The organism is Paenibacillus sp. FSL R7-277 (assembly GCF_000517965.1).
Classification (GTDB): domain Bacteria; phylum Bacillota; class Bacilli; order Paenibacillales; family Paenibacillaceae; genus Paenibacillus_AQ; species Paenibacillus_AQ silagei.
Genome location: NZ_ASPX01000085.1, coordinates 97,116 through 123,946, shown reverse-complemented (window position 1 = coordinate 123,946; position 26,831 = coordinate 97,116). Strand labels below are relative to the sequence as shown.

Here is a 26,831-nt window from a genome sequence, read left to right as displayed (position 1 = left end):
CGCTATATTAATGCCGGACATGATATGTTGAAGGTCACAGAACATTCTTCTGTGGTCTTTTTGTTGTGTCCGAGAATGGGAGCAGATGGGGTACAAACAAGATCCTACAAATAATAAGCGAGTGGTGAAACCGAGTGATTTCATTTTTAAAACGATTTTTAATTGGCAGGCCCTTAAAGTCCAGTGAATTGGGAGAGCAAAAGTTAAATAAAAAGAAAGCGCTGGCTATACTGTCTTCAGATGCGCTGTCATCCGTTGCCTACGGGCCGGAGCAGATTCTGATTGTTCTGGTTACGATTGGGGCAGCCGCCTTCTGGTATTCGATCCCGATTGCGCTGGGTGTGTTGATCCTGCTGACCGCGCTCATTCTGTCCTACCGGCAGATTATTTTTGCTTATTCCCACGGCGGGGGCGCCTATGTGGTGTCCAAGGAGAACCTGGGCAAGTATCCGGGGTTAATAGCCGGCGGTTCGCTGCTGGTTGACTATATTTTAACGGTGGCTGTAAGTATATCGGCGGGTACGGATGCCATCACCTCAGCGTTTCCAAGCCTGCATGAGCATAAAGTGGTGATTGCCATTGCTTTTGTGCTTCTGATCACGATTTTGAACTTAAGAGGGGTCACGGAATCTGCCTCCGTCCTCGCTTATCCGGTCTATTTATTCGTCTTGGCCTTATTCATTCTGATTGGTACAGGTCTGTACAACATCTTGTCAGGTAACGTTCCGGCGGAACTGCATACCTCACTGGGTACTCCGGTAGCGGGGATAAGCCTATTTCTATTATTGCGCGCATTTTCTTCCGGGAGCTCAGCGTTAACGGGTGTAGAAGCGATCTCCAATGCCATACCGAATTTCAAAAGCCCGGAAGCGTCCAACGCCTCCAAAACCTTAATCGCCATGGGAGTGTTACTGGCCGTGATGTTCTCAGGCATTGTGGTGTTAGCCTATTATTACGGGATTGCTCCCCGTGCTGACGTCACTGTGGTATCGCAAATTGCCGAGCAAACCTTTGGCCGGAATGCGATGTACTATTTTATCCAGGGGACGACTGCATTAATCTTGATCCTGGCTGCCAATACCGGTTATTCCGCCTTTCCATTGCTGGCTGTGAACCTTGCCAAGGATAAATTCATTCCGCGAATGTTCACCATGCGGGGGGACCGGCTGGGTTACTCCAACGGTATTATCATATTAGGTGTTCTGTCCATGGTTCTGATTTATGTCTTTGAGGGGAAAACGGAGCAGCTGATTCCTTTATATGCTGTAGGTGTGTTCATTCCCTTTACGTTGTCGCAGAGCGGGATGATGGTGAAATGGCTCCGGGAAAAGCCAGCAGGCTGGGTGCAAAAGTTCATCATCAACACGGTTGGCGCTCTAATCAGCTTCGTTGTGACGATGATGTTCTTCATGACCAAGTTTACTCAGGTATGGCCGGTATTTGTCTTTCTGCCGATTCTGCTCCTGGTGTTCCACCGGATTCATAAACATTATGAGGCCATTGCGGACCAGCTTAGAATTACTACCTGTGAGGAAACGATCAAGATTGAAGGCAATGTGATTATCGTGCCGGTCGCCGGAATCACTCATGTCGTGATGAACTCCCTGGAATATGCCAAGTCGCTGTCTCCGCAGCAGATTATAGCCGTCTACGTGCCCTTCGAGCGGGAAGATGAAGCGGTGTTCGAGGAGAAGTGGAGAAAGTGGCAGCCGGACGTAAGGTTAGTAACCCTATATACTCCTTATAGAAGCATTGTACAGCCGTTGACCAAGTTTATTGATAAAGTGAATTGGAAGGCCGCAGAGTTGAACCATAGGGTAACGGTAATTATTCCACAGTTCATTCCGAAGAAAGGCTGGCATAATATCCTTCATAATCAATCGAGTCTGCTGATACGTGCCCGTCTGCTGTTCCGCAGCGATGTGATTGTCACTACAGTGCCTTATCATTTGAAGAAGTGATTGAGTATAAAAAGCCTGCACCCCTATACCGGGAATGCAGGCTTATTGCTGTTATTAAGTTCGTTAACTTAGCCTAGCTTAAGCAGCCTGCTTCGCAGGCAGCAGACGGCGGATCAGCTTCGCCAGCTCCATCACAATGACTGCGCCTAGGGCGAGTCCGGTGGCGGTCAGCCAGTGGTTCATCCCGAAGGTGGCAGGGATCGAGAAGATCTCTCTGACACCTGGCAGGACCGCAATGCCGTAGAAGGCAAAGCAGATCAAGACCGCGCCGATTACATATTTGTTGCTGAAGAAGCCGGCCTCCACAGAGGTCTGGCTGTTGGAGCGGGCAGCGAAGGTCTGCAGGGTGCGCGCCAGAATCAGCGTGGTGAAGGCCATCGCAATCCCCATTTCATCCGAATGCTGCAGCCCGATATACTGGGAGATAATCACGGCAATCCCGATCAGCAGACCACGGGTGATCACTGCCTGCATCATCCCGCCTGCAAAAATGCCCTCGCTGATGTCCCGCGGCTTGCGGCTCATTACATCCGGCTCGGCCTTTTCCATGCCCAGCGCAATCGCCGGGAGGGAGTCGTTCGCCAGGTTAATGAATAACAGCTGAATGGCCGTGAACGGATTGATCCAGTCGAAGATCAGGGCGAACAGGATGGCGATAATCGCACCCAGATTGCCCGCGAACAGATAGGCGATTGCCTTCTTGATGTTATCGAACACCGTCCGGCCCACGGCCACCGCATTGACGATGGATACGAAGTTATCATCCGTTAGGATCATAGCCGCCGAATCCTTGGCGACATCGGTTCCGCTGCCCATCGCAACCCCAATATCGGCCTGCTTCAGTGCCGGGGCATCATTGACGCCGTCCCCGGTCATGGCGGTGATTTTGCCCTTACGCTGCCACGCCCTGACGATCCGGATCTTGTTCTCCGGGGAGACCCGGGCATACACGCCGATCTGCTCCAGTCTGCTGTCCAACTCATCGTCGGACATGGCATCCAGCTCCTGGCCGGTGACGGCGATCTCATGCTCCGCCATCAGTCCGATGTCGCGGCCGATCGCTTGGGCCGTAGTCTTGTGGTCCCCGGTAATCATAATTGTACGGATACCGGCTTTGTTGGACTCGGCAATGGAGCCATATACAGCCTCGCGCGGCGGGTCAATCATCGCCGACAGGCCGACCAGCACCAGATCCTGCTCATCGTCAAGGCCCACCTCAGTCACTGTTTCCGGCACGTTCTTATAGGCATAAGCAAGCACGCGCAGCGCTCTGCCGGAGAACTGTTCGTTCGCTTCATTGAAGTTTTCCAGGACCTCCGCTGTCAGCGGAACCTCCTGGCCCTCCAGCAGGACATGGGAACATCTGCTGAACAGGACATCCGGGCCGCCTTTGGTCAGCAGGGCCTTCTGTCCTTCGAACGTATGCAGCGTGGTCATTAGCTTGCGTTCCGAATCGAACGGCAGCTCGGCCTCGCGCGGGAAGTTATCGCGGATCTCGCGGTAATCCCTGTCCTTGCTGTTGCTGAAGGCAATCAGCGCTACCTCGGTCGGGTCGCCCAGCTCTTTGCCTTCCTCATTAATGTTGGAATCGTTGCAGAGCACGGCAATATGCAGCAGCTTGCGGGCTTCCTCCGACCAGTCATCGGCCTTCAGCTTGAACTGCTCCTCCGGTCCTCCGGGGAGGAAGTAATCCACAACCGTCATTTTATTCTGGGTCAGCGTTCCGGTCTTGTCTGTACAGATGACGCTTGTTGATCCCAGTGCCTCTACAGCAGGCAGCTTACGGATAATAGCATGCTGCCGGGCCATCTTATTCGTGCCCACGGAGAGTACAATGGTCACGATAGAAGACAATGCCTCGGGAATAGCGGCAACGGCTACTGCTACAGCGAACATCAGGGCATTCAGGATGGCTTCGGTGGTGTCCACCGTATCATTCGAGAGCCAGACGCGTGCGGCCTGAATGCCGAAGATCAGCACCGACAGCAACAGCACGGCGATCCCCAGTTTTTTGCCGAAGCTCTCCAGCTTGCGCTGCAAGGGCGTCTGCTTGGCTTCGGCACTCTCGATCAGCCCGGCAATCTTCCCGAGCTCGGTGCCGAGTGCCGTTCCTGTAATGACCAGCGTTCCCCGGCCATAGACGACCAGCGAGCCGCTGAAGGCCATGTTGCGCCGGTCGCCCAGCGGAGCCTCCTGCAGGATCGGGTCGGTATGCTTATCGACGGCTTCGGATTCGCCGGTCAGCATGCCCTCATCAATCCGCAGACTCCCGGATTCAATAATCCGTCCATCCGCAGGAACATAATCGCCAGCCTCCAGGAAGACGATGTCGCCCCGGACCAGTTCCCTTGCCGGAATCGACAGTAAGGCCCCATCCCGCATGACCTTGGCTTCGGGTGCGGACATTTTGCGCAGGGCGTCCAGTGAGCTCTCCGCCTTCCGGGTCTGAACTACACTGATTACAGCATTCAGAATCAGCACCACGAAGATGATAACGGATTCCATAATATGTCCCATTACGATCTGAACTGTAGCCGCGATGAGCAGCACAATGACCATAGGATCTTTGAAATTCTCCAGAAACAGCTTCCATAGCGGGTCCTTCGCCTTACCCTTCAACTCATTGTAGCCTTCCTTGGCCAGCCGGTTGTCTACTTCAGCAGACGTCAGCCCGCTTGCGGAACTGTTGACTTCTTCCAGGGTGTCTGACACACTGTGGCGGTAATACTCCATTAGATACAAGCTCCTCTCCAGTATTTCTTTGTCTGTATGGTTCAAATCTACGTTAGGAATGATGACAAGTTTCAGCATTCTCAGCTCGGGCGGCTAATTACTTATACCCCAATAGGCCATAGTTAGATAGAATGAATGCAGATAATTATTCATTAATGGTGAAAAATATTTCGTAAAGGCAGGGTTCTGCTTGAATCGGACATTTGCATATGTGATGCTGTTTATCGTCTTTATTCTCCTGTTATCCATTAAGGAGCCGTCAGTGGTGAATGCGGTGTTCCTTACGGTTATGGTGACATTGTTAAAATATCTGGTCACATTGATTCATGAACTTGGGCATTATTTGGCTGGGAAACTCGTGGGCTATCCTGTACCATTAGTAACCATTGGAGAACGAAAGCCGTTCTGGCGTGTATCTTTTTGCGGAACTTTATTTATTTTCTGCTATGGCTTCGGCGGGTTAACGCTTATGGGGAGCAGTGACAAGGTCAGCAGGCTGCGTTCTTCCATATTTGCTCTTGGCGGGGTACTGTTCCAGCTTGCTGCAGTGTCTTTGGCTTATATTACAATGGGAATCGGCAATGCAGATAACTATTTCCTTCCGCTGATCTTCCTCGTTTTGAACGGCTGGACCATTGTAGTCAGCCTATATCCATCTATCATTGCCAGGAATGAGGCATACTATTTTAGCGACGGCCTGCTTCTGGCAAGAATCATTAAGAGTAGAGAGATCCATCACGATTGATTCTTCTCCTGCGTGTTAAGACGCTTCGGCCTATAGCCCAGGCGTCTTTTTTGTACTTTTTAGAGCAGAACCCATAAATAGTGGTATTTTTCCCAATGAGGGGTTCCTTATGCGGGGGAGAGACAAGCACTATAATATGAAGGCGGTTACAAAAAACCGAGGATGAATATAAAAGGGGAGGCAAAGTATGAAAAGTATGAAGCGTGTTTTAACGGGGCTCTCAACAGTACTCGTGATGTCATCTGCTCTGGCAGGATGCGGCGGCGGGAATTCGGATTCCAGCTCATCCGGCGCAGCCGCGACAACGGCTCCGGCCGCATCGAATGCTGCAGAGGCAACCAAAGCTCCGGAAGCGGGTAGCGGTGAGAAGGTAACGATCAATCTGTGGAGCTTCACCGACGAAATTCCGAACATGACCAAGAAGTATATGGAAGCGCATCCTGATGCGAATGTGGAATTCAAAACTACGGTAATTGCAACTACAGACGGTGCTTATCAGCCTGCACTTGACCAGGCGCTGGCAGGCGGCGGGAAGGATGCCCCGGATATTTACGCAGCGGAATCCGCATTTGTACTTAAATACACGCAAGGCGATGCATCCACCTATGCTGCAAATTATGCAGACCTCGGACTTGATGATCAAATGGTAAAAGATGCTGGCATCGCCCAGTATTCTGTAGATATCGGCAGCAGCCTTGACGGTCATCTGAAAGGCCTCGGTTACCAGGCTACAGGCGGTGCCTTCATCTATCGCCGCTCCATTGCCAAGGATGTCTTCGGAACCGATGATCCGGCTAAGATCAAAACAGAGGTTGGGCCCGGCTGGGATAAATTCTTCGATGCAGCGAAGAAGCTGAAGGCTAAAGGCTATGGTATCGTATCCGGCGACGGCGATATCTGGCACCCGATCGAGAATAGCTCGGACAAGGGCTGGATTGTGGACGGTAAGCTGCACATCGATCCGAAGCGTGAAGAATTCATGGATCTCTCCAAGAAGCTGAAAGACAACGGCTATCATAACGATACAACAGACTGGACAGAAGCATGGTATGCCGATATGTCCGGTGCAGGCGCTCAACCTATCTTCGGATTCTTCGGTCCGGCTTGGCTCATCAACTATGTGATGAACGGTCAGGTGAAGGATACCAATGGCGACTGGGCTGTAACTGAACCGACCACTGGCTTCTTCTGGGGCGGTACTTGGCTCTTGGCCAATGCCGAAGTAACCAAGGATGAAGCGAAGAAGCAAGCCGTTGCAGACTTCGTTAAATGGGTTACACTCGACAGTTCTGAGACGGGCCTTCAGTATTACTGGGCTAACGGTACGATGAAAGCGGGCGAACAAGGCACGAAGGATAGCGTAGCTTCCTCTGTGGTGATGTCCAAGTCCAATGGTGAAGTTCCATTGCTCGGCGGACAGAACATGTTCGACGTCTTCGTTCCGGCCAACGCGAATGCTTCAGGTAAGAACCTGACCCAATTCGATGAAACGATTAACAAAGCCTGGCGCGAACAGGTACGTGAGTACACTGCAGGCAATAAGACCAAGGAAAAAGCAATCGAAACCTTCAAGTCGCAAGTCAAAGACCAATTGGGTATTGAAAGCGAATAAGAGGAATTCGAAGGGGGCGGGGGATTATCCCCGCCCCTATAATCAACTAAAGAGGTGAGAGCATGCGCCGCAAGGATGTCAGCTATGCGAAATTCGGCTATATCTTTACTTTTCCATTTGTACTTGCCTTTCTGATTTTTTCGCTGTACCCGATTCTGTATACAGCAGTCATCGGGTTCACGGATATGAAGGGGCTCATTCCGAAGCCTATACATATCCTTGATAACCCGTTCCAGAACTTCAAGGATCTCCTGTTCGATAATGTTTCATTCCGCAAGTCCCTGATCAATACCTTCCTCCTGTGGATTACCAACTTTATTCCGCAGATGGCCCTTGCGCTTTTGCTGACCGCCTGGTTCACGAACAAGCGTCTGAACGTCAAAGGACAAGGCTTGTTCAAGGTTCTGCTCTATATGCCGAATATCATCACTGCAAGTACGATTGCCGTGCTGTTCAGTACATTGTTCGCATATCCCATGGGTCCGGTCAACAGCCTGTTTCAGATGCTGGGATGGAGTGATTCTCCAATCTTCTTCCTGCAGGATAAGACGACAGCCCGCGGCATTATCGCTTTCATCCAGTTCTGGATGTGGTACGGGAACACGATGATCGTCCTGATTGCAGGCGTAATGGGGATTAACCCGGCGCTGTTCGAGTCGGCGGCGATTGACGGCGCGAACGGGTTCCAGACCTTCTTCCGGATCACCCTGCCGAGTCTGCGTACCATCCTGCTGTTCACCCTGATTACCTCAATGGTCGGCGGTCTGACCATGTTCGATATTCCGCAATTATTCTTGGCGGGCGGACCGGATGACTCTACGCTTACTACGTCCATGTTCATCTACGGGCAGGCGTTCAAGGGCAGCTACATGTATAACCGTGCTGCAGCCGCGAGTATGATCATGTTCCTGATTTCTGCTGTACTGTCCGGCCTCCTGTTCTACGTGATGCGTGACCGGGACGCAGCCAAGTTGAAGAAGATCCAAAAACAAACACACAGAAATGCTGCCCAGGCAGCGGCTAGGGAGGTGTAATCCATGGAGAAGAATCGGGAAAGCAGTAAAGTCACCCAAACTGTCAACAAGACGATTATCTACGTGGTTTGCATCGCTTTGGCAGTACTCAGCATTTTGCCGTTCTGGATTATGTTCGTGAACGCTACACGCTCTACACCGGAGATTCAGAGCGGACTTTCCTTGCTCCCTTCGAGCCACATGATGGGCAATCTGAAGGTGCTGCTCGACAAGAGCTTTGATCCACTGCAAGGCTTCATGAACTCCTTCATTATTGCCAGCGGTGCAACACTCTGTACGGTCTACTTCTCCTCACTGGCTGCTTACGGACTGGTAACCTACAGCTGGAAGCTGCGGGGCGCGTTCTTCACCTTCATTATGTGCGTGATGATGATTCCTTCCCAAGCCAGTGCGATCGGCTTCTATCAATTCATGTATAAGCTGCACTGGACCAACAACTTCCTTCCACTGATCTTGCCGGCCATTGCAGCGCCTGCAGTGGTATTCTTCATGCGTCAATACCTGCTTGCTACACTATCCATTGAGATCGTAGAGGCAGCCCGTGTAGACGGATCTGGCGAGTTCCGTACCTTTAACCGGATTATTATGCCACTGATGATGCCGGCCATTGCGACACAAGCCATTTTTGCTTTTGTAGCCAACTGGAACAACTTGTTCATGCCGTTAATCCTCCTTACTCAGAAGGAGAAATATACGATGCCTATCATGGTCAGCTTATTGCGCGGGGACATCTACAAGACGGAATTCGGCTCCATCTATATGGGGCTGGCGCTGACCGCATTGCCGCTGTTCGTAGTCTACTTCCTGCTGTCCCGTTATATTATCGCAGGTGTAGCATTGGGCGGAGTCAAAGAATAACCGGATCAGGATAGCTGTGAAGACAAACCATACTGCAGAGAAGGTCCATTCCGGTGGATCATTCTACTGCAGTTTTTTGTGTACGGCCGGTTGAATGAACATCCGGCATCAGGTAAGGTGGAAGGATCAGCGGATAGGGGGAAGCAGGAGTGAAAATCGGACTGTTAATTATTGATCTGCAAGAGGTCCATGTCAGCGGGGTGGAGCAGAAGGAGATTGACCGCGCCTGCGAGTATATCAATTATGTATCCGGGCTGCTGCGGGCCAAGGGCCATGCCGTGATTCATATTCAGGACATTGAAGGGATGCAGCCCTCTCAGAAAGCGAAGTTCGCGATCATCCCCGGAATTGAGATTCAGGAGACGGATTTCAACGTGAAGAAGGAATACTCGAATGCCTTTTGGAAGACGGATCTGGAAAAGCTTGTGCGGGAGCAAGGCATCGATCTGCTGATTCTCTCCGGCTATGCCGCCGAGCATTGCGTTCTGTTCACCTATAACGGGGCTGCCGAAAGGGGAATCAAGGCGGTGCTGCTGCAAAATGGGATTCTAAGCTCTCATCAGGATGTAATCACGGCGGCGTACAGGGACCGGAATCTGGTTTCGTATCCTGTGATTCAGGCCCTGGTGCAATCTTAGCTGGAGAAGGAACGCCGGACGATACGAAGATAAGATATAAAGTTTCAGATGACGTCAAAAAAACACCTCCGGCGCCGAATGGGCCTTGAGGTGTTTTTGGTATGCTTTGCTGTGCTTGCGTGCAGTTATTTCCCCTCAGTACGGGCTAACTCCGCATGCACAATAGGGGCAACCTTGGTGCCTAGCAGCTCGATGGCACGCAGGACCTCGCGGTGCGGCATGTAGCCGACATTCACATGCAAGAAGAACCGGGTTACGCCGAGATTCTTACGCAGCAGAATGATCTTCTCGGCGACATACTCTGCGTCACCGACATAGAGTGCTCCGCGTAAGCTGCGGGCATCGTCGAAGGCTGCGCGGTTGTAGGTTCCGCCCCAGCCCCGTTCGCGGCCGATGACATTCATCTGTGCTTGGGTGGACGGGTAGAACAAGGCCGCAGCCTGTTCGTTAGTTTCACCTACGAAGCCGTGGGAGTGTGTGGCGATCTGCAGTTTGTCCGGATTATGTCCGGCGCGTGCTGCGGCCTCCTTGTACAAGTTCACTAGCGGAGCGAACCGCTCCGGCATTCCGCCGATAATCGCGAAGGCGATAGGCAGACCAAGGGTTCCAGCCCGTACAGCGGATTCAGGATTACCGCCGCTGGCGATCCAGACCGGAAGCGGGTCCTGAACGGCACGGGGATAGACCGGCAGATTATTTATAGCCGGACGGTGCCCACCGCGCCAAGTGACCTTCTCGGAGGCGCGGATCGCCAGCAGCAGCTCCAGATTCTCCTCGAACAATTCATCGTAATCCTCCAGACTGTAACCGAACAGCGGGAAGGACTCAGTGAAGGAACCGCGTCCGGCCATAATCTCTGCCCGGCCGTTCGAGAGGCCGTCCAGCGTAGCGAACGCCTGATAGACCCGCACCGGGTCATCCGAAGACAAGACGCTGACCGCACTGGTCAGTCTGATCCGCTTGGTTGTCGCTGCCGCTGCGGCGAGGACTACAGCCGGGGCACTCCCTGCATAATCCTTACGGTGATGCTCACCTATTCCATATACGTCCAGGCCCACTTGGTCAGCGAGCACAATCTCCTCGACAGCTTCCCGCAGCCGTTCTGCATGGCTGATCGTCTGCCCCGTCACCGGGTCAGGTGTAGTCTCCAAAAACGTGCTTATCCCTATTTCCATAATCTTCTTCTCATCGGCCATGTTCATCCGCCCCTTTCTTCATGTCATCATTCTACTATACTTTTTAATGTTTCTCAACTTTAGTAAGTGAAAAAAGCGATTTTTGTTTTTTTATTATTGTATACGGAAGACTCCGTGATTAGCATGACAACCAATGTAGGCGAAAAACCTAACACATTGGGCACGTACGAGGGTGCGGTCCATACTTGTTCTCACGCCAAAGAGACCGGGTTGCCCCGGCCTCTTTGGCGGCCTGCTGTCTTCAGGATTCAGGATTTATCCTTCTTGACGGCAAGCTGTACAATCATAATAACAAGAACGAGCAGTGCGATGAGCTGGTCTGTACTCATGGTAGTCCGAACCTCCGATCCCGAAACAAGGATGGCTCTTTACGGACCTGCATCTCCTCTCCAAGAAGCTGCTTCGTTCCCCATAATCCAGCCTATGTATTCATACATACACTTAGTACTTAAGCATATAAATATTATTGCAGCAGACGGCTGCCGGTCGGGCGGCAATGTTTCTGAATAGGTTTGCATTACGCAGGTGAACCTTCCAGTAATTTTTATCTTGTACTTCGGATGAGGCTGCTTTAGTATATATAAATTGGCTTATATTTATATCTACTGTAAGGAGTGCATCAGGGAATGCTGCAGATCAAATGGGGGGCTGAATTATGGTTGTGATAGCCTGCCTGATTTTTGTTGTGACTTTGGTTTTTGTGATCTGGCAGCCGCGGAATTTATCAATTGGCTGGTCCGCCTGCGGCGGGGCGATTCTCGCGCTTGCGGCAGGAGTGGTCAGCTTCGGGGATGTCCGTGATGTGACGCTGATTGTATGGAATGCAACGCTTGCCTTTGTAGCGATTATTCTAATTTCCTTAATTCTCGATCGTGTCGGTTTCTTCGAGTGGGCGGCGCTGCATATGGCGGCGGCGGCACGCGGCAACGGCACGCTGATGTTCATCTATGTGATTGTACTGGGTGCAGTCGTGGCGATGCTGTTCGCCAATGACGGGGCAGCACTGATTCTGACACCGATTGTGCTGGCGATGGTCCGGGCGCTGAATCTGGACGAGCGCAAAGTCTTTCCTTTTATTATTGCCAGCGGCTTCATTGCCGATACCACCTCGCTGCCGCTGACCGTCAGCAATCTGGTGAATATTGTCTCTGCCGATTTCTTCGGCATCACCTTCATGCAGTATGCAGGACACATGTGGCTGCCTACCTTGTTCTCGCTTGGAGCAAGCATTCTGGTCTTATATCTCTACTTCCGCCGCAGCATTCCGAAGGAGTATGACACCACCGGAATGAAGCTTCCGGGGGATGCCATTAAGGACCAGCGGATGTTCCGGCTATCCTGGTTCGTACTCGCGCTTCTGGTAGCCGGATATTTCGTCAGTGAATTCCTGGACATTCCGGTATCCGTGGTAGCGGGAGTGATCGCAATCTGTTTCCTGCTGATGGCCCGCAGAAGTCCTTACGTGAAGACGATGGAAGTGGTCAAGGGGGCGCCTTGGGCGATTGTTTTCTTCTCCATTGGCATGTACGTAGTGGTGTATGGCCTGCGTAATGCGGGACTGACGGATGTGCTCGCAGAGATGATCAGCGAAATTGCGAAGCACGGGCTGTTCGCAGCCACGATGGGGATGGGCTTCCTGGCCGCGCTGCTCTCCTCGGTGATGAATAATTTGCCGACCGTGCTGATCGGGGCGCTGGCCATTGATACGGCACATGCCGCGGGTCTGGTGAAGGAGGCTCTGATCTACGCCAATGTTATCGGTTCGGATCTGGGTCCGAAGATTACACCGATTGGTTCACTGGCCACGCTGCTGTGGCTGCACGTGCTGTCCGGCAAGGGTGTGAAGATCTCCTGGGGCTCCTATTTCAAAATAGGGATTATCCTGACGGTTCCCACACTGTTCATCACGTTGCTCGGTCTATATTTGGAGCTGAAGTGGCTCTAATCAGAGACCTGGTAATCGAACCGGGGGCCACGATCCCGTTTGCAATTCATAATATAGAAGGAGCGGTGCAGACCTAGTCTGACCGCTCTTTTTTCGACATCTAAGGCAGATCATTCCTTCTTCTTTCCCTGTCCCTGCTCCTGCTGCTCCGGGTACTTCACCACAGGCCATTTCACCTTGCGCAGGGCGTTCATCAGCTCCGGCCCGGCATGAAGATTGCTGCTGACCAGCTCCTGTGGCGTGAGCGCCATCCACTGGTTGAGGGAGACGTCGGCGAACCGGTCGCTCTTGAACATTTCCAGGAACCAGAGCGTCTCTGTGCCGGTATTCTGAACATAATGCCCCTGGGCAAAAGGCACATAGCCGACATCCCCGGCCCTTACATTGAAAGTGCGCGCATCGCCGTTGCCTCCGAAGACGGTCATTCGTCCTTGCCCGCTGAGGTAATACTGCCACTCGTCATTGTTCGGATGCCAGTGCAGCTCCCGCATCGCCCCAGGCTCAATCTCTACCAGGGCTGCGGCGATATTCCGTGAGACGGGGAAATTGCTGGAGTCGACAATCCGCACACTGCCTCCCGGGGTCTTGAGCGGCGGCTGGGCCATCAGCCGATGCTTGAAGCTCAGCGGAATCTCCCCGTAAGGCGATTCGATCCGCTGGCTCGCAATTGGACCTGGCACCTGGTCCTGATAGATGTACACCTGCTCCTTGGGAAGATAGGCGAAGGCGGATTCAGGTACACCGAAGTTCGCGGACAGGACTTCACGCGGCGTATGGGCGAACCAGTCGGAGATGGACAGGGTGTTCAGATCCGAGAAGCCTCCGTCGTCGAACACAAGCAGGAATTCACATCCCTCGGCCAGACCCTGAATGGAATGCGGGATGCCTGGAGGGAAATACCACAGATCGCCGGGGCCGACATCGGCGATGAAGTTGCGGCCATTCTGGTCCACAGCTGTAATCCTTGCGCTGCCCAGCAGCATGTAGGACCATTCTGCCTGCTGATGCCAGTGCAGCTCACGTACGCCGCCCGGCGTCAGGCTCATATTTACGCCCGCAAGCGTAGTGGCTACCGGCAGCTCCCTGACTGTCACCTCACGGGACCAGCCGCCATGATTCAGCTGCATGTGGGCGTCGGAGAACGAGAACTTCAGATTCGGGATCAGCCCGTTGTCCGTGACCGGAGGAACGAACATGTCGGGATTCTCCCGGTCGCGCATGATGTCACGTGGACCCAGGTCGATATTGCCTGCACCGTCACTGCGTATGGGCTGGGGAATGACGGACTGGCCTGGAGAACGGGGATGCTCAGGATTCATCACATAGGCTCCTTTCTGGAACGCACAGCATTTCAAGAAAATATATGCGCAAATGTGATAATATTTGACTACCGGACAAAGATCCGTACGATAATCAGAGAGCAGGGTTAGAACCAATGACATTAAGTGGACAAGAACGCTACCGCTTCAGCGAAGCGCCTATATGGGAATTGCAGCGCACCTATTATGAACAGCTGGGTCTCCAGGCTTGGGCCAACGACCAGGTTCCGCAGTATATTACAAGCAATCCGATGATTGGAACAGCGTATGCGGAGATCATCTTCGGCTTTCTTCAGGACCGTGCGCAGAAGGGATTCATTACAGAGCCGGTAGTGGTACTGGAGCTGGGCGCAGGAGTGGGGCGTCTGGCGTTCCATGTACTGCAGCAGCTGTGTGAGCTGATCCAGTATGCGGGCGTGCCGCTGCCGCCGTTCCGCTATGTGATGAGCGATTTGCCGTGGAAGAACATTGAGGGCTGGCAGCAGCATGAGGGGCTGAAGCCTTTTGTAGAACAGGGAATGCTGGACTTTGCCCGCTTCGATGCGGTCCGGGATACGGAGCTGTCCTTAACGCAGAGCGGATTGGTAATTAAGCCAGGGGAGCTGGGGCAGCCGCTGATGGTGATCGCCAACTACTTCTTCGACAGTATCCCGCAGGAGCTGCTCTATGTGGATGAAGGCAAGATCTATGAATGTGAGGTCTCGCTGAAATATCCGGAGCAGTCCGCTACCATGGGGCCGTCCGAGGTGCTCCGTGATCTGGTGCCGGAATACCATTACAAGCGTGCAGCGGGCTATGAGGACAGCTCGTATCCTTATCATGAAGTGATCTCGTTCTATCTGGACAAGCTGGAGGATTCACATGTGTTGTTCCCGGAGGCAGCCCTGTCCTGTATGGAGCGTCTGGGTGCACTCTCCCGGGGAAGCTTCCTGCTGCTCACTGCCGATAAGGGAGACCACCGTCTGGAGAACTGGGAGTTCGCCGAGCCGCCGAAGCTGATTCATCACGGAAGCATCTCGCTTACAGCGAATTATCATGCGCTGGTGCATTATTTTGAACGGAAGGGCGCACAATCCCAGTTCACGCAGCATCATTATAAAAATCTCAATGTGGGCTGCATCCTGATGCTGGAGGAGCCGATGCTGCATCCGCATACCCGGCTGGCCTACCGGCGGTTTGTCGAGCGGTTCGGACCGGATGATTTCTTCAGCCTGAAGGTGTGGATCGACAAGAATTACGACACCATCGGCATGCAGCAGATCCTGGCCTTCTGGCGGCTGGGGAGATATGACGCGGAGCTGTTCATTCAGAGTGCTGAGCGGATCTCTGCGCTGCTGCCGGAAGCCAGCGACGAGGAGCTGCTGGACCTTCAGCGGGGGATCGACCGGATGTGGCGGGGCTTCTACCCGATGCCGCAGAAGTATGATCTGGCGCTGGACTGCGGCCTGCTGCTGTTCGAGATGGAGCAGTACGGGGAATCCCGCCGCTTCCTGGAGCATTCGCTCCAGTCCAGTGAGGAGGAGCCGGTAATTACCGTGCTGTACTGCCTGGCGATCTGCAGCTACGAGCAGGAGGATGATGAGGCGGCGCTGGATTATACGCGCAGATCGCTGCTGATTGAGCCGGAGCATGAGGAAGCGCTGGAGCTGCTCGCGGCGCTAAGCCAGGACCCGGCAGAGGCTTAGGCTGCTGCTCCCGGCAGTCCGGTGCAGCCCTTTACACCCGTTGTGAGTTTTGTTATTCTGTATCCAATAACGCAAACGCGATGACGAGAAGAGTACATTCATTTCTTCCCTCACAGAGAGCTCCGGCTGGTGTGAAGGAGCAGGGAAGACTGGATGGAAACAAGCCTCTGAGCGGCTTACCGGAACCAGGCAGCAGCCGGGGATGGTACGACAGGAGCTCCTGTTACAGAGCTAGAGTATAAGCCTGCCGGACGGCAGCGCCGTACTTGATGAGATTAATATGGTGACATATTAATGAACCTGGGGTGGTACCGCGAGAATTTCGTCCCCAAGACTTAGGGTCTTGGAGGTGAGGTTCTTTTTTGTTGTATCCAGATAAGGCGGCGTACCACCCATGAACAGGAGGAGATTGGAATGACAGAGAATAATGGACCGGCTCTGCCGGAGAATTATATGGATAAGCTGATTAGAGAAGATGTGGAGACGGGAGTCTTTAGCCGGGAGATTTGCACCCGGTTTCCGCCGGAGCCCAATGGCTATCTGCATATCGGGAGTGCTTTTGCCATCCATACGAATGTGGAAATCGCCCGTAAATACGGCGGACGCTTCCATCTGCGCTTCGATGATACCAACCCGCTCAAAGAGGATAAGGAGTATGTGGAAGCGATCATCCGTGACCTTGAATGGCTGGGCTGCAGTCCGGGGGAACACATCTACTACGGCTCTGATTATTCGGAGGAGATCTACCGCAAAGCAGAGACGCTCATTCTGAAGGGGAAAGCCTATGTCTGTGATATGATGGCAGCAGAGGTAACGGCTTACCGGGGGACCTTAACCGAGCCGGGGAAGGACAGTCCTTACCGCAGCCGAACGCCGGAGGAGAATCTGCGGCTGTTCCGGGAGATGCGTGCGGGGAGCTATCCGAACGGCGCTAAAGTGCTGCGGGCCAAGATCGACATGGCCTCGCCGAACATGAATTTGCGAGATCCGGTGCTGTACCGGATTATTCATGCCGCGCATTACCGCACGGGCATTGCCTGGTGCATCTACCCGATGTATGATTTCGCCCATCCGATTCAGGATGCGCTGGAAGGGGTGACGCATTCGCTCTGCTCGATCGAGTTCAAGGATCACCGGCCGCTGTACGAATGGGTGCTGAACGAGCTGGACACCCCGGAACCGCCGAGACAGAGGGAATTCGGCCGGGTGAACCTGACCGGAGTGGTTACAAGCAAGCGGCATCTCCGGGCACTGGTAGCCGGAGGCTTCGTGGACGGCTGGGATGATCCGCGCCTGCCTACGCTCAGCGGGCTGCGCAGACGGGGATTCACGCCGGAGAGCATCGAGGCCTTCGTGCGGGAGATCGGCATGGTCCGCAATACGGCGATGGTGGATTTCTCGCTGCTGGAGCATTGCCTGAGACAGGACCTGAAGGCGAAGGTGCCGGCGGTCATGGCGGTACTGGACCCGCTGAAGGTCGTGCTTACCAATTACGCCGCCGAGGCCTCTGAGCTGCTTCCGATCCCTAACAACCCTGAGAATGCCGAGCTGGGTTCAAGAGAAGTACCGTTCTCCGGCACGCTCTACATCGAGCGGGCCGATTTCATGGAGGTGCTTGTGAAGGGCTTCCGCAGACTGGTTCCAGGCGGCGAGGTGCGGCTTAAGGGCGGTTATATTATCCGCTGCAGCGAGGTGATTAAGGACGCTCAGACGGGGGAGGTTCTGGAGCTGCGCTGCACCTACGATCCGGAGACCCGCAGCGGCGGCCCTCTAAGCGGCCGGAAGGTGAAGGGGACTGTGCAATGGGTCTCGGCTGCTCATGCGCTGAAGAGTGACGTATACCTGTATGAGCAGCTGCTGACGGATAACAACGGGCCGAAGGAGGAAGGAGAGAGCTGGGAGGAATACATCAATCCGGGTTCCGTAACCCTGCTTACAGATTGCCTGCTGGAGCCGCTTGCGGGCAACCCTCAGCCCGGGGATACCTACCAGTTCCTGCGTCACGGCTATTTCTGCATCGACAGCAAGCATAGCACAGCTCAGAAGCTGGTGTTCAACAGAATCGTCCCGCTTAAGGACACCTGGAGGGGCAACGCAGGACACGTAAGCAGCAGCGAATAAGTAGTGGATGAATCTAGAATTTGGCGGGTTGTGCGGGCTATGCCAGGCTAACTTCTTAAAAAGTTTAGAATGTTACACAAGCAGCGGTGCTCCTGTTACTGGAGGATCGCTGATTTGCGTATGCGTCTGCCAGGCTAATGGTCGACAAGTGGGAGAAATATCGGACTGGGAGTAAAGCGTTGGCTGTACTTTCTACATTAGATTTCATTGTAATCGTCCAAAAAGCAGCTTCTATTGTAGTTTATACAGGAGATTATTGGGAAAATGGCCTTTGAAAACAAAAACCCGAAAATCAAATGTATGAAATACAACAGAGTGAGTTTTATCGCAAATTATTGTGTAATCTACTGCACAAAGTACAATCACCCCCGGCAGAGGAGTCAACTCGATAATGGGAGCGGGTAATAACATAAGGTTATGAGCCTCACTTTATCGCGTGCCTTTACATAATATGGGTGGAGGATTGGTAGCGCGCGCGGGCATTAGCTCAGGCATTACATGAAAACCCAATGAAAATACATTTACAATTCTCAACTTGAGGATTATAATAAAACCAGATCAAATGTTGCACCAGGGAAACTTTCGTGTGTATAGACAACTTTTTCCGGGCAAGAGGAGGACAGAACATGATGGAGCAAAATACCGCAGTAGAATCATCCCCTATACTAAAAGGTCATATCAATACACATTCGGCACAATCCGTGCTTAATGGAGATGTCAAAGGACTGAAGAGACTTCTTCCTTTTCTGGGCCCGGCTTTTATAGCTTCCGTAGCTTATCTGGACCCCGGCAATTTTGCCACTAATATTACGGCAGGCTCGAAATACGGTTACCTGTTATTATGGGTCATCTTTGCCTCGAATCTGATGGCTGTACTGATACAATCCTTATCCGCCAAGCTGGGCATTGCCACCGGCAAGAATCTTCCGGAGGTCGCACGGGAGAAATTCCCGAAGGGCGTATCGATCTTCCTCTGGATTCAGAGTGAATTGGTCATTATCGCAACCGATCTGGCCGAGTTTATCGGGGCCGCGCTCGGACTGTATCTGCTGTTCGGCATCCCGATGCTGCCGGCGGCCCTGATTACCGCCGTCGGGTCATTCGCCATTCTGGAGCTTCAGCGGCGCGGCTATCGGACTCTTGAGGCCGGCATTGCCGGAATGGTGATGATTGTTGTGCTGGCCTTTGCGTTCCAGGTCATCATGGCGAAGCCGGATGCAGGCAGTATCCTTACCGGGATGTTCACCCCAAGATTCGAAGGTGTCGACAGCATCCTGCTAGCGGCCGGGATTCTCGGCGCGACGGTGATGCCGCATGCGATTTATCTGCATTCCTCGCTGACCCAGAGCCGGGTCGTCGGGATTGATGAACGGGAGAAGAAGCAGATCTTCCGGCTGGAATTCATCGATATCCTGATCGCGATGCTGATTGCCGGTGCGGTGAATATGGCCATGGTGATCGTGGCAGCAGCACTCTTTTTCAAGAATGGGCTGGTCGTTGAGGATCTCGATATCGCCTTCGAGCAGTTCCGCAATCTGGCGGGACCCGTTACAGCCATCTCCTTCGGCCTCGGTCTGCTGATCGCAGGTCTGTCGAGCTCGTCGGTCGGCACGATGGCCGGTGATGTGGTCATGCAGGGCTTCATTAATAAAAAGATCAATCTCTACCTCCGGCGGGCGATTACGATCATCCCACCGCTGACGATCATCGCCTTCGGCATTAACGCGACCAGCGCACTCGTGATGAGCCAGGTGGTGCTCTCCTTCGGGATTGCCTTCGCCCTGATTCCGCTGGTGATCTTCACTAGCGACCGCCAGCTTATGAAGGGACTCGTGAACCACCGTATCACCACCATCCTCGGCTGGATCATCTCCGCCCTGGTGGTGTCGCTGAACCTGTTCCTGGTTGTGGAGATGTTTGTGTAAAGCATTGAACTTGAAGCATGTGTATTGTAACAGAGCAGCGGTCCTCCTAAGAGGGCCGCTGCTCTGTTTGCTGCTGGCGCTGCTGATCACAGGTGATGTGCCTGACCCGAAACAGAATTCCCCTGTTTTTAAACAGTATATCCCATTCATTGCACGGCCTATCCTTTGCTATAATTAATGTGTTTAAGATATTTCGGGATTACAGGTCGCAGAGCCAGGGAGGAAGCCGCCATAACCGGAAGCTGGAGAGGGCTGCGTTCGATCCGCAGCAAGCTGATCGCTACCGTGCTCATCGTGATTGCCCTGCCGACGCTGATCGTGCTGTACAGCTACTTCACAACATCGGTCAGCGTGGTGGAGCAGGAAGTGTATGCTGCCAATCAGAGCCTGATCGAGCAGGCAGCCTTGACGATTAATGATAAAGCCAAACGGATGATTCAGGCGACTTATCTGCTGGAGGCGGATATGGCCCAGTCTTTCGGCTCCAATACCTTCAATTGGGACTACGGGAATGCGGAGGCGATGGGGGCTATTTTTCAAATCCAGAAGAAGATGGGCTATTTAAGGGATATCCTGCTGGATAACAGCGCCTTCATCGGACTTGTCGATGCGGAGGGCAGTGTGGTGACGACCTTATATAATTTCAACCGCCAGGCAACGGGTACGATTATCCGCGAACCCTGGTTCAAGGCGGGGATGGAGCAGAAGGGCTATCCCTATTGGGAGCGGGTCTACCGCCTGCCCGCAGCCCTGGGGTATACCGAGAATGCGCCGGATAAGGAGTTCATGCTGCTGTCGCGTTCCTTTGCGTTCGAATCCTCCAACCGTAACTGGGGATTAAGTGTAGTAGCCATTCCAGTGAGTCAATTCTATGGCATCCCCGCCAAAGGGCTGCCCGATAATACGCAGCTGCTGGTGATGGACACAGCCGGAGCCCTGTATGATATATACGGCAAGCAGCAGTATTCCCTGACGCCGGAGCAGCTGGAAGACTTAAGGAAGAGTCCGTCTGTTACTGGGAAGCTGTCCTTGGGCAAGGAAACCTATCTAATGAATGCGGCTTCAGTCCCGCAGGTGGGCATATCAATAGTCTCCCTGCAGCGGATCGGGGATTTCTCCGCCCAGCTGGATAACTCCCGGACGAAGTCCATTGCCCTGTTCCTGCTGTTCTTCGGCGTGGGGATCATGATCGTGATCTACATCCTGCTGCGCCTGACGAAGCCGCTCTATGCACTGGTGCGCTCCATGAGCAGGGTGGGCAGCGGCAACTTCAGCACCAAGGTTGAGGTGCGCGGCAAGGATGAGATCGCCGTACTCGGAAGCCATTTCAATAAAATGGTCGCGCAGCTGGAGGAACTGGTCCATCATGTGGCGGAGGAGCAGCGGCATAAGGAGGAGGCGCATTTCCAGGCGCTCCAGGCACAGATTAATCCCCACTTTCTGTTCAATACGCTCAATTCCATCAAGCTGATGGCCATGCTCTCGGGGACCAACCGCAATGTCAGCGATATGATTACCGCGCTGGGTAAGCTGATGGAGTTCTCCATGAAGCAGAATACGCTATTCGTAACGCTGGGGCAGGAGCTGGAATATCTGGAGCTGTATATGTCACTGCAGAAGATCCGGTACCACGACGATATCACCGTCTCTATTCAGGTTGCGGAAGAGCTGCTGGATTGCACGGTGCTGAAATTCACGCTCCAGCCGCTGGTGGAGAACAGTATTATCCATGGCTCGCAGCTGCCGCTGCATATCCGCATCGAGGCGGAATGCACCGGTCCCTACCTGCTCATTCATATTAGGGATAACGGCAAGGGGATCTCTGAGGAGACCATGCAGGTAATCTCTAATCAATTGCAGCAGGATCATGTGAAGACGAGCGGCATCGGGCTGCTGAATGTGGACAGGAGAATCAAAATCCACTTCGGGCAGGCCTGCGGCATCCTCCTCTCCCGGCCGGACGGGGGCGGACTTCAGGTGACGGTGCGGATTCCTTATCGGAAGGAGCTTGAAGGATGACAACACGCGTGTTGATTGTGGATGATGAAATTCTGGTGCGGGTGGCGCTCAAGACGCTGATTCCGTGGGAGGAGCACGGCTTTGAGATTATCGGGGAAGCCGCGAACGGCGTGGAGGCTCTGGAGCTGCTGGAACGCGAAGCCTGCCATATCATTCTGTCCGATATCCGGATGCCGGAGATGAACGGTCTGGATCTCATGAATCATGTCCGGGTGAAGTGGCCGGATATAAAGTTTATTATTTTGTCCAACCATAATGACTTCGAATATGTGCAGAAGGCGCTGCGGCTGGGGGCTGCCGATTATACGCTGAAGCTGGCTTATACGCCGGAAGAGCTGCTTGATAAATGCAAGCGGCTTCAGCAGTCCTTCCACAGTGAACAGCAGGAGCGCTCGGAGAAGCATAAGCTGGATTACCGCATCAAGGTGCTGGAGTCGAAATCCGCCGAGCTGACGCTGCTTGACTTGCTTGTGAAGCAAAGGTCGAGGCTGGAGGTGGACCATCTGCAGCGGGACGGGAACCTTCCGGCGTTCGTCCTGGAGGGCTGCCGGGTGATTGTGGCGGGTGTCGACCATTACCGGCAGGTCCTGGAGGAGAATCGGTTCCAGAGTGAGCAGCTGCTCATCTATACGGTCAGCAATATTTTTGCGGAAATATTGAAAAAATATGAAAAGTGCCAGCTGGTGGATATGCATAACCGCAAGCTGGTGATCCTGGCCGGCTCCTATGCGGAAGGGATGCTGGATGAGCTTAAGGCTGCAGGCAGCACCTTTGCCAAGGTCAATGTAAGCTTCGGCGTGTCCGGGGACAGCTGCAGCCCGTATCAGTTAAATGAAGGCTTCCGGCAGGCGGAGCTGGCGCTCGGGCGGCGGTTTTTTCATGAAGACCGTCATATCTTATACCCGCTGGCCGAGGTGGGGGAAGTTCAGCCCAAGGTGAGTATTCTGAGAAGCGGGCACTGGGATACCTTGCTGGAAACGGCGGAAGAGGCTGTGATTCTGGAGGAATTACGGCACTGGACTGCCCGGCTGCAGGCGGAAGAGGCGATGGGGGCCGCCTGGGTCAGGGAGCAGTGGCTGCAGTGGCTGCATCTGGTCTTCCGGCATATGGGGCAGTCCGGGGATATTCTGTATGTCATGCCTGAGCATCAGGGAAGATACCCCTTCGATGTGATCCGCAACGCGGAGACGCTCGGGGAGATCGGCAGCTGGTTTCTGGGCTGGCTTCCGGAAGCCTTAACCCTGACGGGACAGAACAGCCAGCCGGTATACCGTGATGAGGTGAAGCAGATGATCGCCATCATGGAAGAGGAGTACGCCAGTTCACTGAAGGTGGCCGACTTGGCCAGAAGGACGGGGTTTGCCGAGAATTATCTCAGTGTCATGTTCAAGAAGGAGACAGGTGTGAAGATTGTGGATTATCTGACGCAGATCCGCATGCAGAAGGCCCGGGAGCTGCTGCGCAATCCCACCTACAAAATCTATGAAATTTCGGAAATGGTCGGCTATGCCGATTCCAATCATTTCAGTAAGTATTTCAAGAAGATAGAGGGATTATTTCCGCTGGAATACCGCAAAACTGTGATCGGCCGCAAACCGGGCAGCTTGGAAAATCCCTCGAAGACCAAAGAATAAGCCGTTCGTTATTGGGCAGCGCTTTGTTATAACTAAGGTGTGCTTACTGTTCAACTAACGAAAGGGGAAATCATAATGAAGCGTGGATTCACATTAAGCCTGTCCTCTGTCCTGCTGGCAAGTGTGCTGCTAAGCGGCTGCGGAGGCAATAACGGGAATCAGGCCGGCGAACCGGGCAATGCGCCGCAGCAGAGCGCACAGACCTCCGGGAATTCGAAAACGGTTACACTAAAATGGTGGGGCGGCGTGCCTGAAGAGAACGGGCCCAAGGCGGTTGTGGACCGCTGGAACGCGGAGAACACTGACATTCAGGTGGAATATGTCCGGTTCGTGAATGATGATCCGGGCAATGTGAAGCTGGAGACGGCGCTCCTGTCGAATACGGATGCTCCGGACTTATTTGTCAGCTACGCGGACGCCCATCTGGAACGGCGCATTAAGGCCGGAATGGTAGAGCCGCTGGAGGGTCTGATCGAGTCCAGCGGGTTCGACCTGGAGGGAATCATCGGCTCGGAGAACATCACGAAGGTCGACGGAACCATCTATAACCTTCCGGGGTCCAGGGATGTGAAGTTCATCGCCTTCAACAAGGCTTCGCTGGATGCTATCGGAGAGAGCGTCCCGGAGCCGGGCTGGACTTGGGATGACTACGCAGCACTGGCCGGGAAGCTGACCCGGGACGGACAGTACGGGGCGTTCTTCACGCCGACCTGGGAGCCGATTGCCTTCGATGTGCTGAATTCTGCCCAGCCGAAGGATGCTTATTATGCCGCAGACGGCACATCCAACTTCGGGCATGAAGCATTCCGCAAGGGGCTTGAGCTGCAGAAGAAGCTCATTGACGGCAAGAATGTGATGCCTTATGCGGAAGGGGTAGCGAACAAAGCCCAGCCGCAGGATGAGCTGCTGAACGGAAGAGCGGCTTCCACCTATACCTCCGCTTACTTTGTCCGCTACATCAAGGATGACACCGCGTACCCGAACCGCGATTACCAGATTGCCTTTGCGCCAATGCCGCAGTGGACGGCAGGGGGTAATATCAACAACAGCAAGCTGAACGATATGACCTCGATCAATGCCAAGAGTCCGAACAAGGAGGCGGCGATGAAGTTTCTGAGCTGGTTCCTCACCGGGGGGAATACCGAAATGCTGCCCGGCGGACGTATTCCTTCCAGCAAGAAGGCCGATGTCGCGCAGGTGGCGGAAGCCATTATGGGCGACAAGGCCCAGTATTTTGACAAGGAATCCTTCGTGAGTCTGCTGAACACAGAGTATACGAATACAGAGATTACTCAGACTGCGGGGCTGACCGAGATGCGCAAAGCCTTCATGGAAGAAGCCGAGAAGTACTTCATGGATGCGCAGGATCTGGATACTACGGTACAGACGATTAAGCAACGGGCTGACGAGGCGATTGCCGCGGCGAAGTAGACCCGGGTGCAGCCCCTGAGACAGATGAATACGATACATGGCCGTTCCCTGAATATCGGGGAGCGGCTTTTTTTGAACCGCCGGATCAGCAGCAGGCAACTCCAAAGAATATCACGGTTTAAGCACAGTTTATGACATTCAGGGAGCGGGGCTCCGCCTCTATAATACTGGTAAAAGGAGTTGAGTGTATGAGAGAAAAAACGAGGGAGAATATTGCCGGTTATCTGTTTATTCTTCCGAACCTGCTGGGCTTTGCCGCCTTCATCCTCTTTCCTATGGTGTTCAGCTTCGTCCTTATTTTCACGGACTGGGACTACCTCAAAGGAATGGACGGCTTCAGCTTCGCCGGTCTTGACAATATCCTCAAGCTTGGGGGCGATCCCATTGTCTGGAGATCCTTACTGCATAACGTAGTGTTCTCTCTGACAAGTGTGCCTGTGGCGCTGGTGCTGGGCCTGCTGCTGGCCGTGGTGTTGAACAGGTTCGTATATATGAAGACAGCGATCCGTACCATGATTTTTCTGCCGTATATGAGCAGCATTGTAGCCATTTCCGTGGTCTGGAGGGTACTCTACAATCCTTCCCAGGGGCCGGTCAACTCGGTGCTGAAGGCGCTGGGAATAGACCATCCGCCCGGCTGGCTGTCCAGCCCGGACTGGTCGCTCGCGGGAATCATAATCATGACCATCTGGACGTATATCGGCTATGCGATGATTCTGTATATGGCCGGTATCCAGGGGATTTCCAAGGATTTGTACGAAGCGTCAGAGATTGATGGAGCAAGCGGCCTGAAAAGCTTTCTGTACATCACCGTACCGATGCTGAAGCCGACAACCTTTTTGACAGCGGTTACGTTGATCATTTCATCCTTTCAGGTATTCGCCTCTGTGCAGGTGATGACGGGTGGCGGGCCGATGCGCTCCTCCAGCGTACTTGCGCTGTATATCTATGAGCAGGCGTTTGAGCTGCGGAACATGAGCTACGGAGCCACGGTGTCCTGGCTGCTGTTCCTCTTCATCTTCATTGTGACACTGGTGCAGTGGCGCTCGCAGAAAAACTGGCAGGATCAATTCTAGGGAGGAAGGGTGAGGTAGTTGAACAAGCGCAGTGCTTATCTGGTGGCCGCAAAAATATCGATTACAGCTGTATTCCTTCTGATCGGAATTGTGATGATGCTGCCGTTTATCTGGATGCTCTCGGCATCCTTCAAGAACACCTCGGAGCTGTTCCGCTATCCGATCGAATGGATTCCGGATACGCTGAACACCGCCAATTATGAGAAGGTCTGGAACGGGGCCGTTTCCTTCGGTGTGTATTACAAGAATTCGGTCAAAATCACCTTCTTCCAGGTACTGGGCTCGCTGATTACCAGCTCGATGGCCGGATATGCCTTTGCGAAGCTGCGGTTCCGCGGCAAGGAGACGATCTTCCTGCTGTATCTGGCAACCATGATTATTCCCGCCCAGGTGTTCTTTGTCCCGCGGTTCATATTGTTCGACAGCCTGGGTATGGTCAATACACATCTGGCAATTATTCTACCGGGGATGTTCACGGTGCTGGGTACCTTCATCATGCGGCAATTCTTCAGCACGCTGCCCGGCGAGCTGCTGGAAGCAGCCCGGGTAGACGGGGTCGGGTACTGGCGGATGTTCTGGCAGATCTGTCTTCCGCTGACGAAGCCGGCGCTGGTCACCCTGCTGATCCTGACGTTCACCTGGCACTGGAATGAATATGAGAATCCGCTGATTCTGCTGCGGGACCGCGATCTGTTCACCATCCCGCTTGGACTGACCACCTTCACGGATGAGAACGGCACGGATTATCCCCTGATTATGGCCGCTTCCGTATCGGCACTGGCACCGCTTGTACTCGTGGTTACCGTCTTCCAGCGCTGGTTCGTTGAGGGGATTGCCAGTACGGGGCTTAAAGGCTGAGGAGCTGGAGGGTTGGAGAGTTAAGAGATGAGGAACTGAGG

18 protein-coding genes and 1 other annotated feature are annotated in these 26,831 nt (G+C 53.6%); of the genes, 15 read left to right on the top strand and 3 right to left on the bottom strand.

Annotated elements, in window-relative coordinates; genetic code table 11:
* The first annotated feature begins 134 nt into the window (after positions 1 to 134).
* Entirely contained in the window at positions 135 to 1,961 is a 1,827-nt protein-coding gene (locus C173_RS25955) for an APC family permease (protein WP_036730481.1), read from the top strand.
* Positions 1,962 to 2,039: 78 nt separating this feature from the next.
* On the opposite strand, the gene C173_RS25950 is transcribed toward C173_RS25955, so the two are convergent.
* Positions 2,040 to 4,694 carry a cation-translocating P-type ATPase gene (locus tag C173_RS25950; RefSeq protein ID WP_036730479.1) on the bottom strand — a complete coding sequence of 885 codons (2,655 nt, stop codon included), beginning with the start codon at positions 4,692 to 4,694 and terminating at the stop codon, positions 2,040 to 2,042.
* Between the two features lie 190 nt (positions 4,695 to 4,884).
* Between C173_RS25950 and C173_RS25945 the strand changes: the two genes are divergently transcribed.
* The 5 genes from C173_RS25945 (at position 4,885) to C173_RS25925 (ending at position 9,581) form a co-directional block, all read left to right on the top strand.
* On the top strand, positions 4,885 to 5,439 hold the full coding sequence (locus C173_RS25945; protein WP_036730477.1) for a site-2 protease family protein: 555 nt from the start codon (positions 4,885 to 4,887) through the stop codon (positions 5,437 to 5,439).
* Between the two features lie 187 nt (positions 5,440 to 5,626).
* Entirely contained in the window at positions 5,627 to 7,051 is a 1,425-nt protein-coding gene (locus C173_RS25940; protein WP_036730475.1) for an ABC transporter substrate-binding protein, read from the top strand.
* A 62-nt stretch (positions 7,052 to 7,113) separates the two neighbouring features.
* Entirely contained in the window at positions 7,114 to 8,085 is a 972-nt protein-coding gene (locus C173_RS25935) for a carbohydrate ABC transporter permease (protein ID WP_036730473.1), read from the top strand.
* 3 nt (positions 8,086 to 8,088) lie between these two features.
* Entirely contained in the window at positions 8,089 to 8,943 is an 855-nt protein-coding gene (locus tag C173_RS25930; RefSeq protein ID WP_036730471.1) for a carbohydrate ABC transporter permease, read from the top strand.
* Between the two features lie 149 nt (positions 8,944 to 9,092).
* Entirely contained in the window at positions 9,093 to 9,581 is a 489-nt protein-coding gene (locus tag C173_RS25925) for a cysteine hydrolase family protein (RefSeq protein WP_036730469.1), read from the top strand.
* Positions 9,582 to 9,706: 125 nt separating this feature from the next.
* Here C173_RS25925 and C173_RS25920 read toward each other — a convergent pair whose 3' ends face one another.
* The gene (locus C173_RS25920; protein ID WP_081751344.1) at positions 9,707 to 10,777 is read right to left on the bottom strand and encodes an LLM class flavin-dependent oxidoreductase; all 1,071 of its coding nucleotides are present in this window, start codon (positions 10,775 to 10,777) and stop codon (positions 9,707 to 9,709) included.
* Positions 10,778 to 11,432: 655 nt separating this feature from the next.
* Between C173_RS25920 and C173_RS25915 the strand changes: the two genes are divergently transcribed.
* Positions 11,433 to 12,722, top strand: a complete 1,290-nt coding sequence (locus C173_RS25915) for an arsenic transporter (protein WP_036730467.1) — start codon at positions 11,433 to 11,435, stop codon at positions 12,720 to 12,722.
* A 110-nt stretch (positions 12,723 to 12,832) separates the two neighbouring features.
* Here the strand turns inward: C173_RS25915 and C173_RS25910 are convergent, their stop codons facing one another.
* Entirely contained in the window at positions 12,833 to 14,041 is a 1,209-nt protein-coding gene (locus tag C173_RS25910) for an oxalate decarboxylase family bicupin (RefSeq protein ID WP_051478422.1), read from the bottom strand.
* Between the two features lie 116 nt (positions 14,042 to 14,157).
* Here C173_RS25910 and C173_RS25905 point away from each other — a divergent pair, with 116 nt between their 5' ends.
* From C173_RS25905 to C173_RS25870, 8 genes are all read left to right on the top strand, one after another.
* Positions 14,158 to 15,726 (top strand): tetratricopeptide repeat protein, encoded by a 1,569-nt coding sequence (locus C173_RS25905; protein ID WP_036730465.1) that lies wholly within the window; start codon positions 14,158 to 14,160, stop codon positions 15,724 to 15,726.
* Between the two features lie 71 nt (positions 15,727 to 15,797).
* Positions 15,798 to 16,059 (top strand) — a binding site (T-box leader).
* A gap of 81 nt (positions 16,060 to 16,140) precedes the next feature.
* Complete coding sequence (locus tag C173_RS25900) at positions 16,141 to 17,847, top strand: glutamine--tRNA ligase/YqeY domain fusion protein (RefSeq protein WP_036730463.1); 1,707 nt, start codon at positions 16,141 to 16,143, stop codon at positions 17,845 to 17,847.
* Between the two features lie 629 nt (positions 17,848 to 18,476).
* Positions 18,477 to 19,772: an Nramp family divalent metal transporter gene (locus C173_RS25895; protein ID WP_051478440.1), complete on the top strand. Its 1,296-nt coding sequence runs from the start codon at positions 18,477 to 18,479 to the stop codon at positions 19,770 to 19,772.
* A gap of 177 nt (positions 19,773 to 19,949) precedes the next feature.
* Entirely contained in the window at positions 19,950 to 21,791 is a 1,842-nt protein-coding gene (locus tag C173_RS25890) for a sensor histidine kinase (RefSeq protein WP_036730461.1), read from the top strand.
* Positions 21,788 to 23,425: a response regulator gene (locus C173_RS25885; protein WP_036730459.1), complete on the top strand. Its 1,638-nt coding sequence runs from the start codon at positions 21,788 to 21,790 to the stop codon at positions 23,423 to 23,425. The genes C173_RS25890 and C173_RS25885 overlap by 4 nt, the downstream gene beginning before the upstream one ends.
* Before the next feature lie 75 nt (positions 23,426 to 23,500).
* Positions 23,501 to 24,856, top strand: coding sequence for an ABC transporter substrate-binding protein (locus C173_RS25880; RefSeq protein WP_036730455.1), 1,356 nt, complete (start codon positions 23,501 to 23,503; stop codon positions 24,854 to 24,856).
* Between the two features lie 188 nt (positions 24,857 to 25,044).
* Complete coding sequence (locus C173_RS25875; RefSeq protein WP_036730453.1) at positions 25,045 to 25,932, top strand: carbohydrate ABC transporter permease; 888 nt, start codon at positions 25,045 to 25,047, stop codon at positions 25,930 to 25,932.
* Positions 25,933 to 25,950: 18 nt separating this feature from the next.
* Positions 25,951 to 26,790: a carbohydrate ABC transporter permease gene (locus C173_RS25870; protein ID WP_063830957.1), complete on the top strand. Its 840-nt coding sequence runs from the start codon at positions 25,951 to 25,953 to the stop codon at positions 26,788 to 26,790.
* The last annotated feature ends 41 nt before the right edge of the window (positions 26,791 to 26,831 follow it).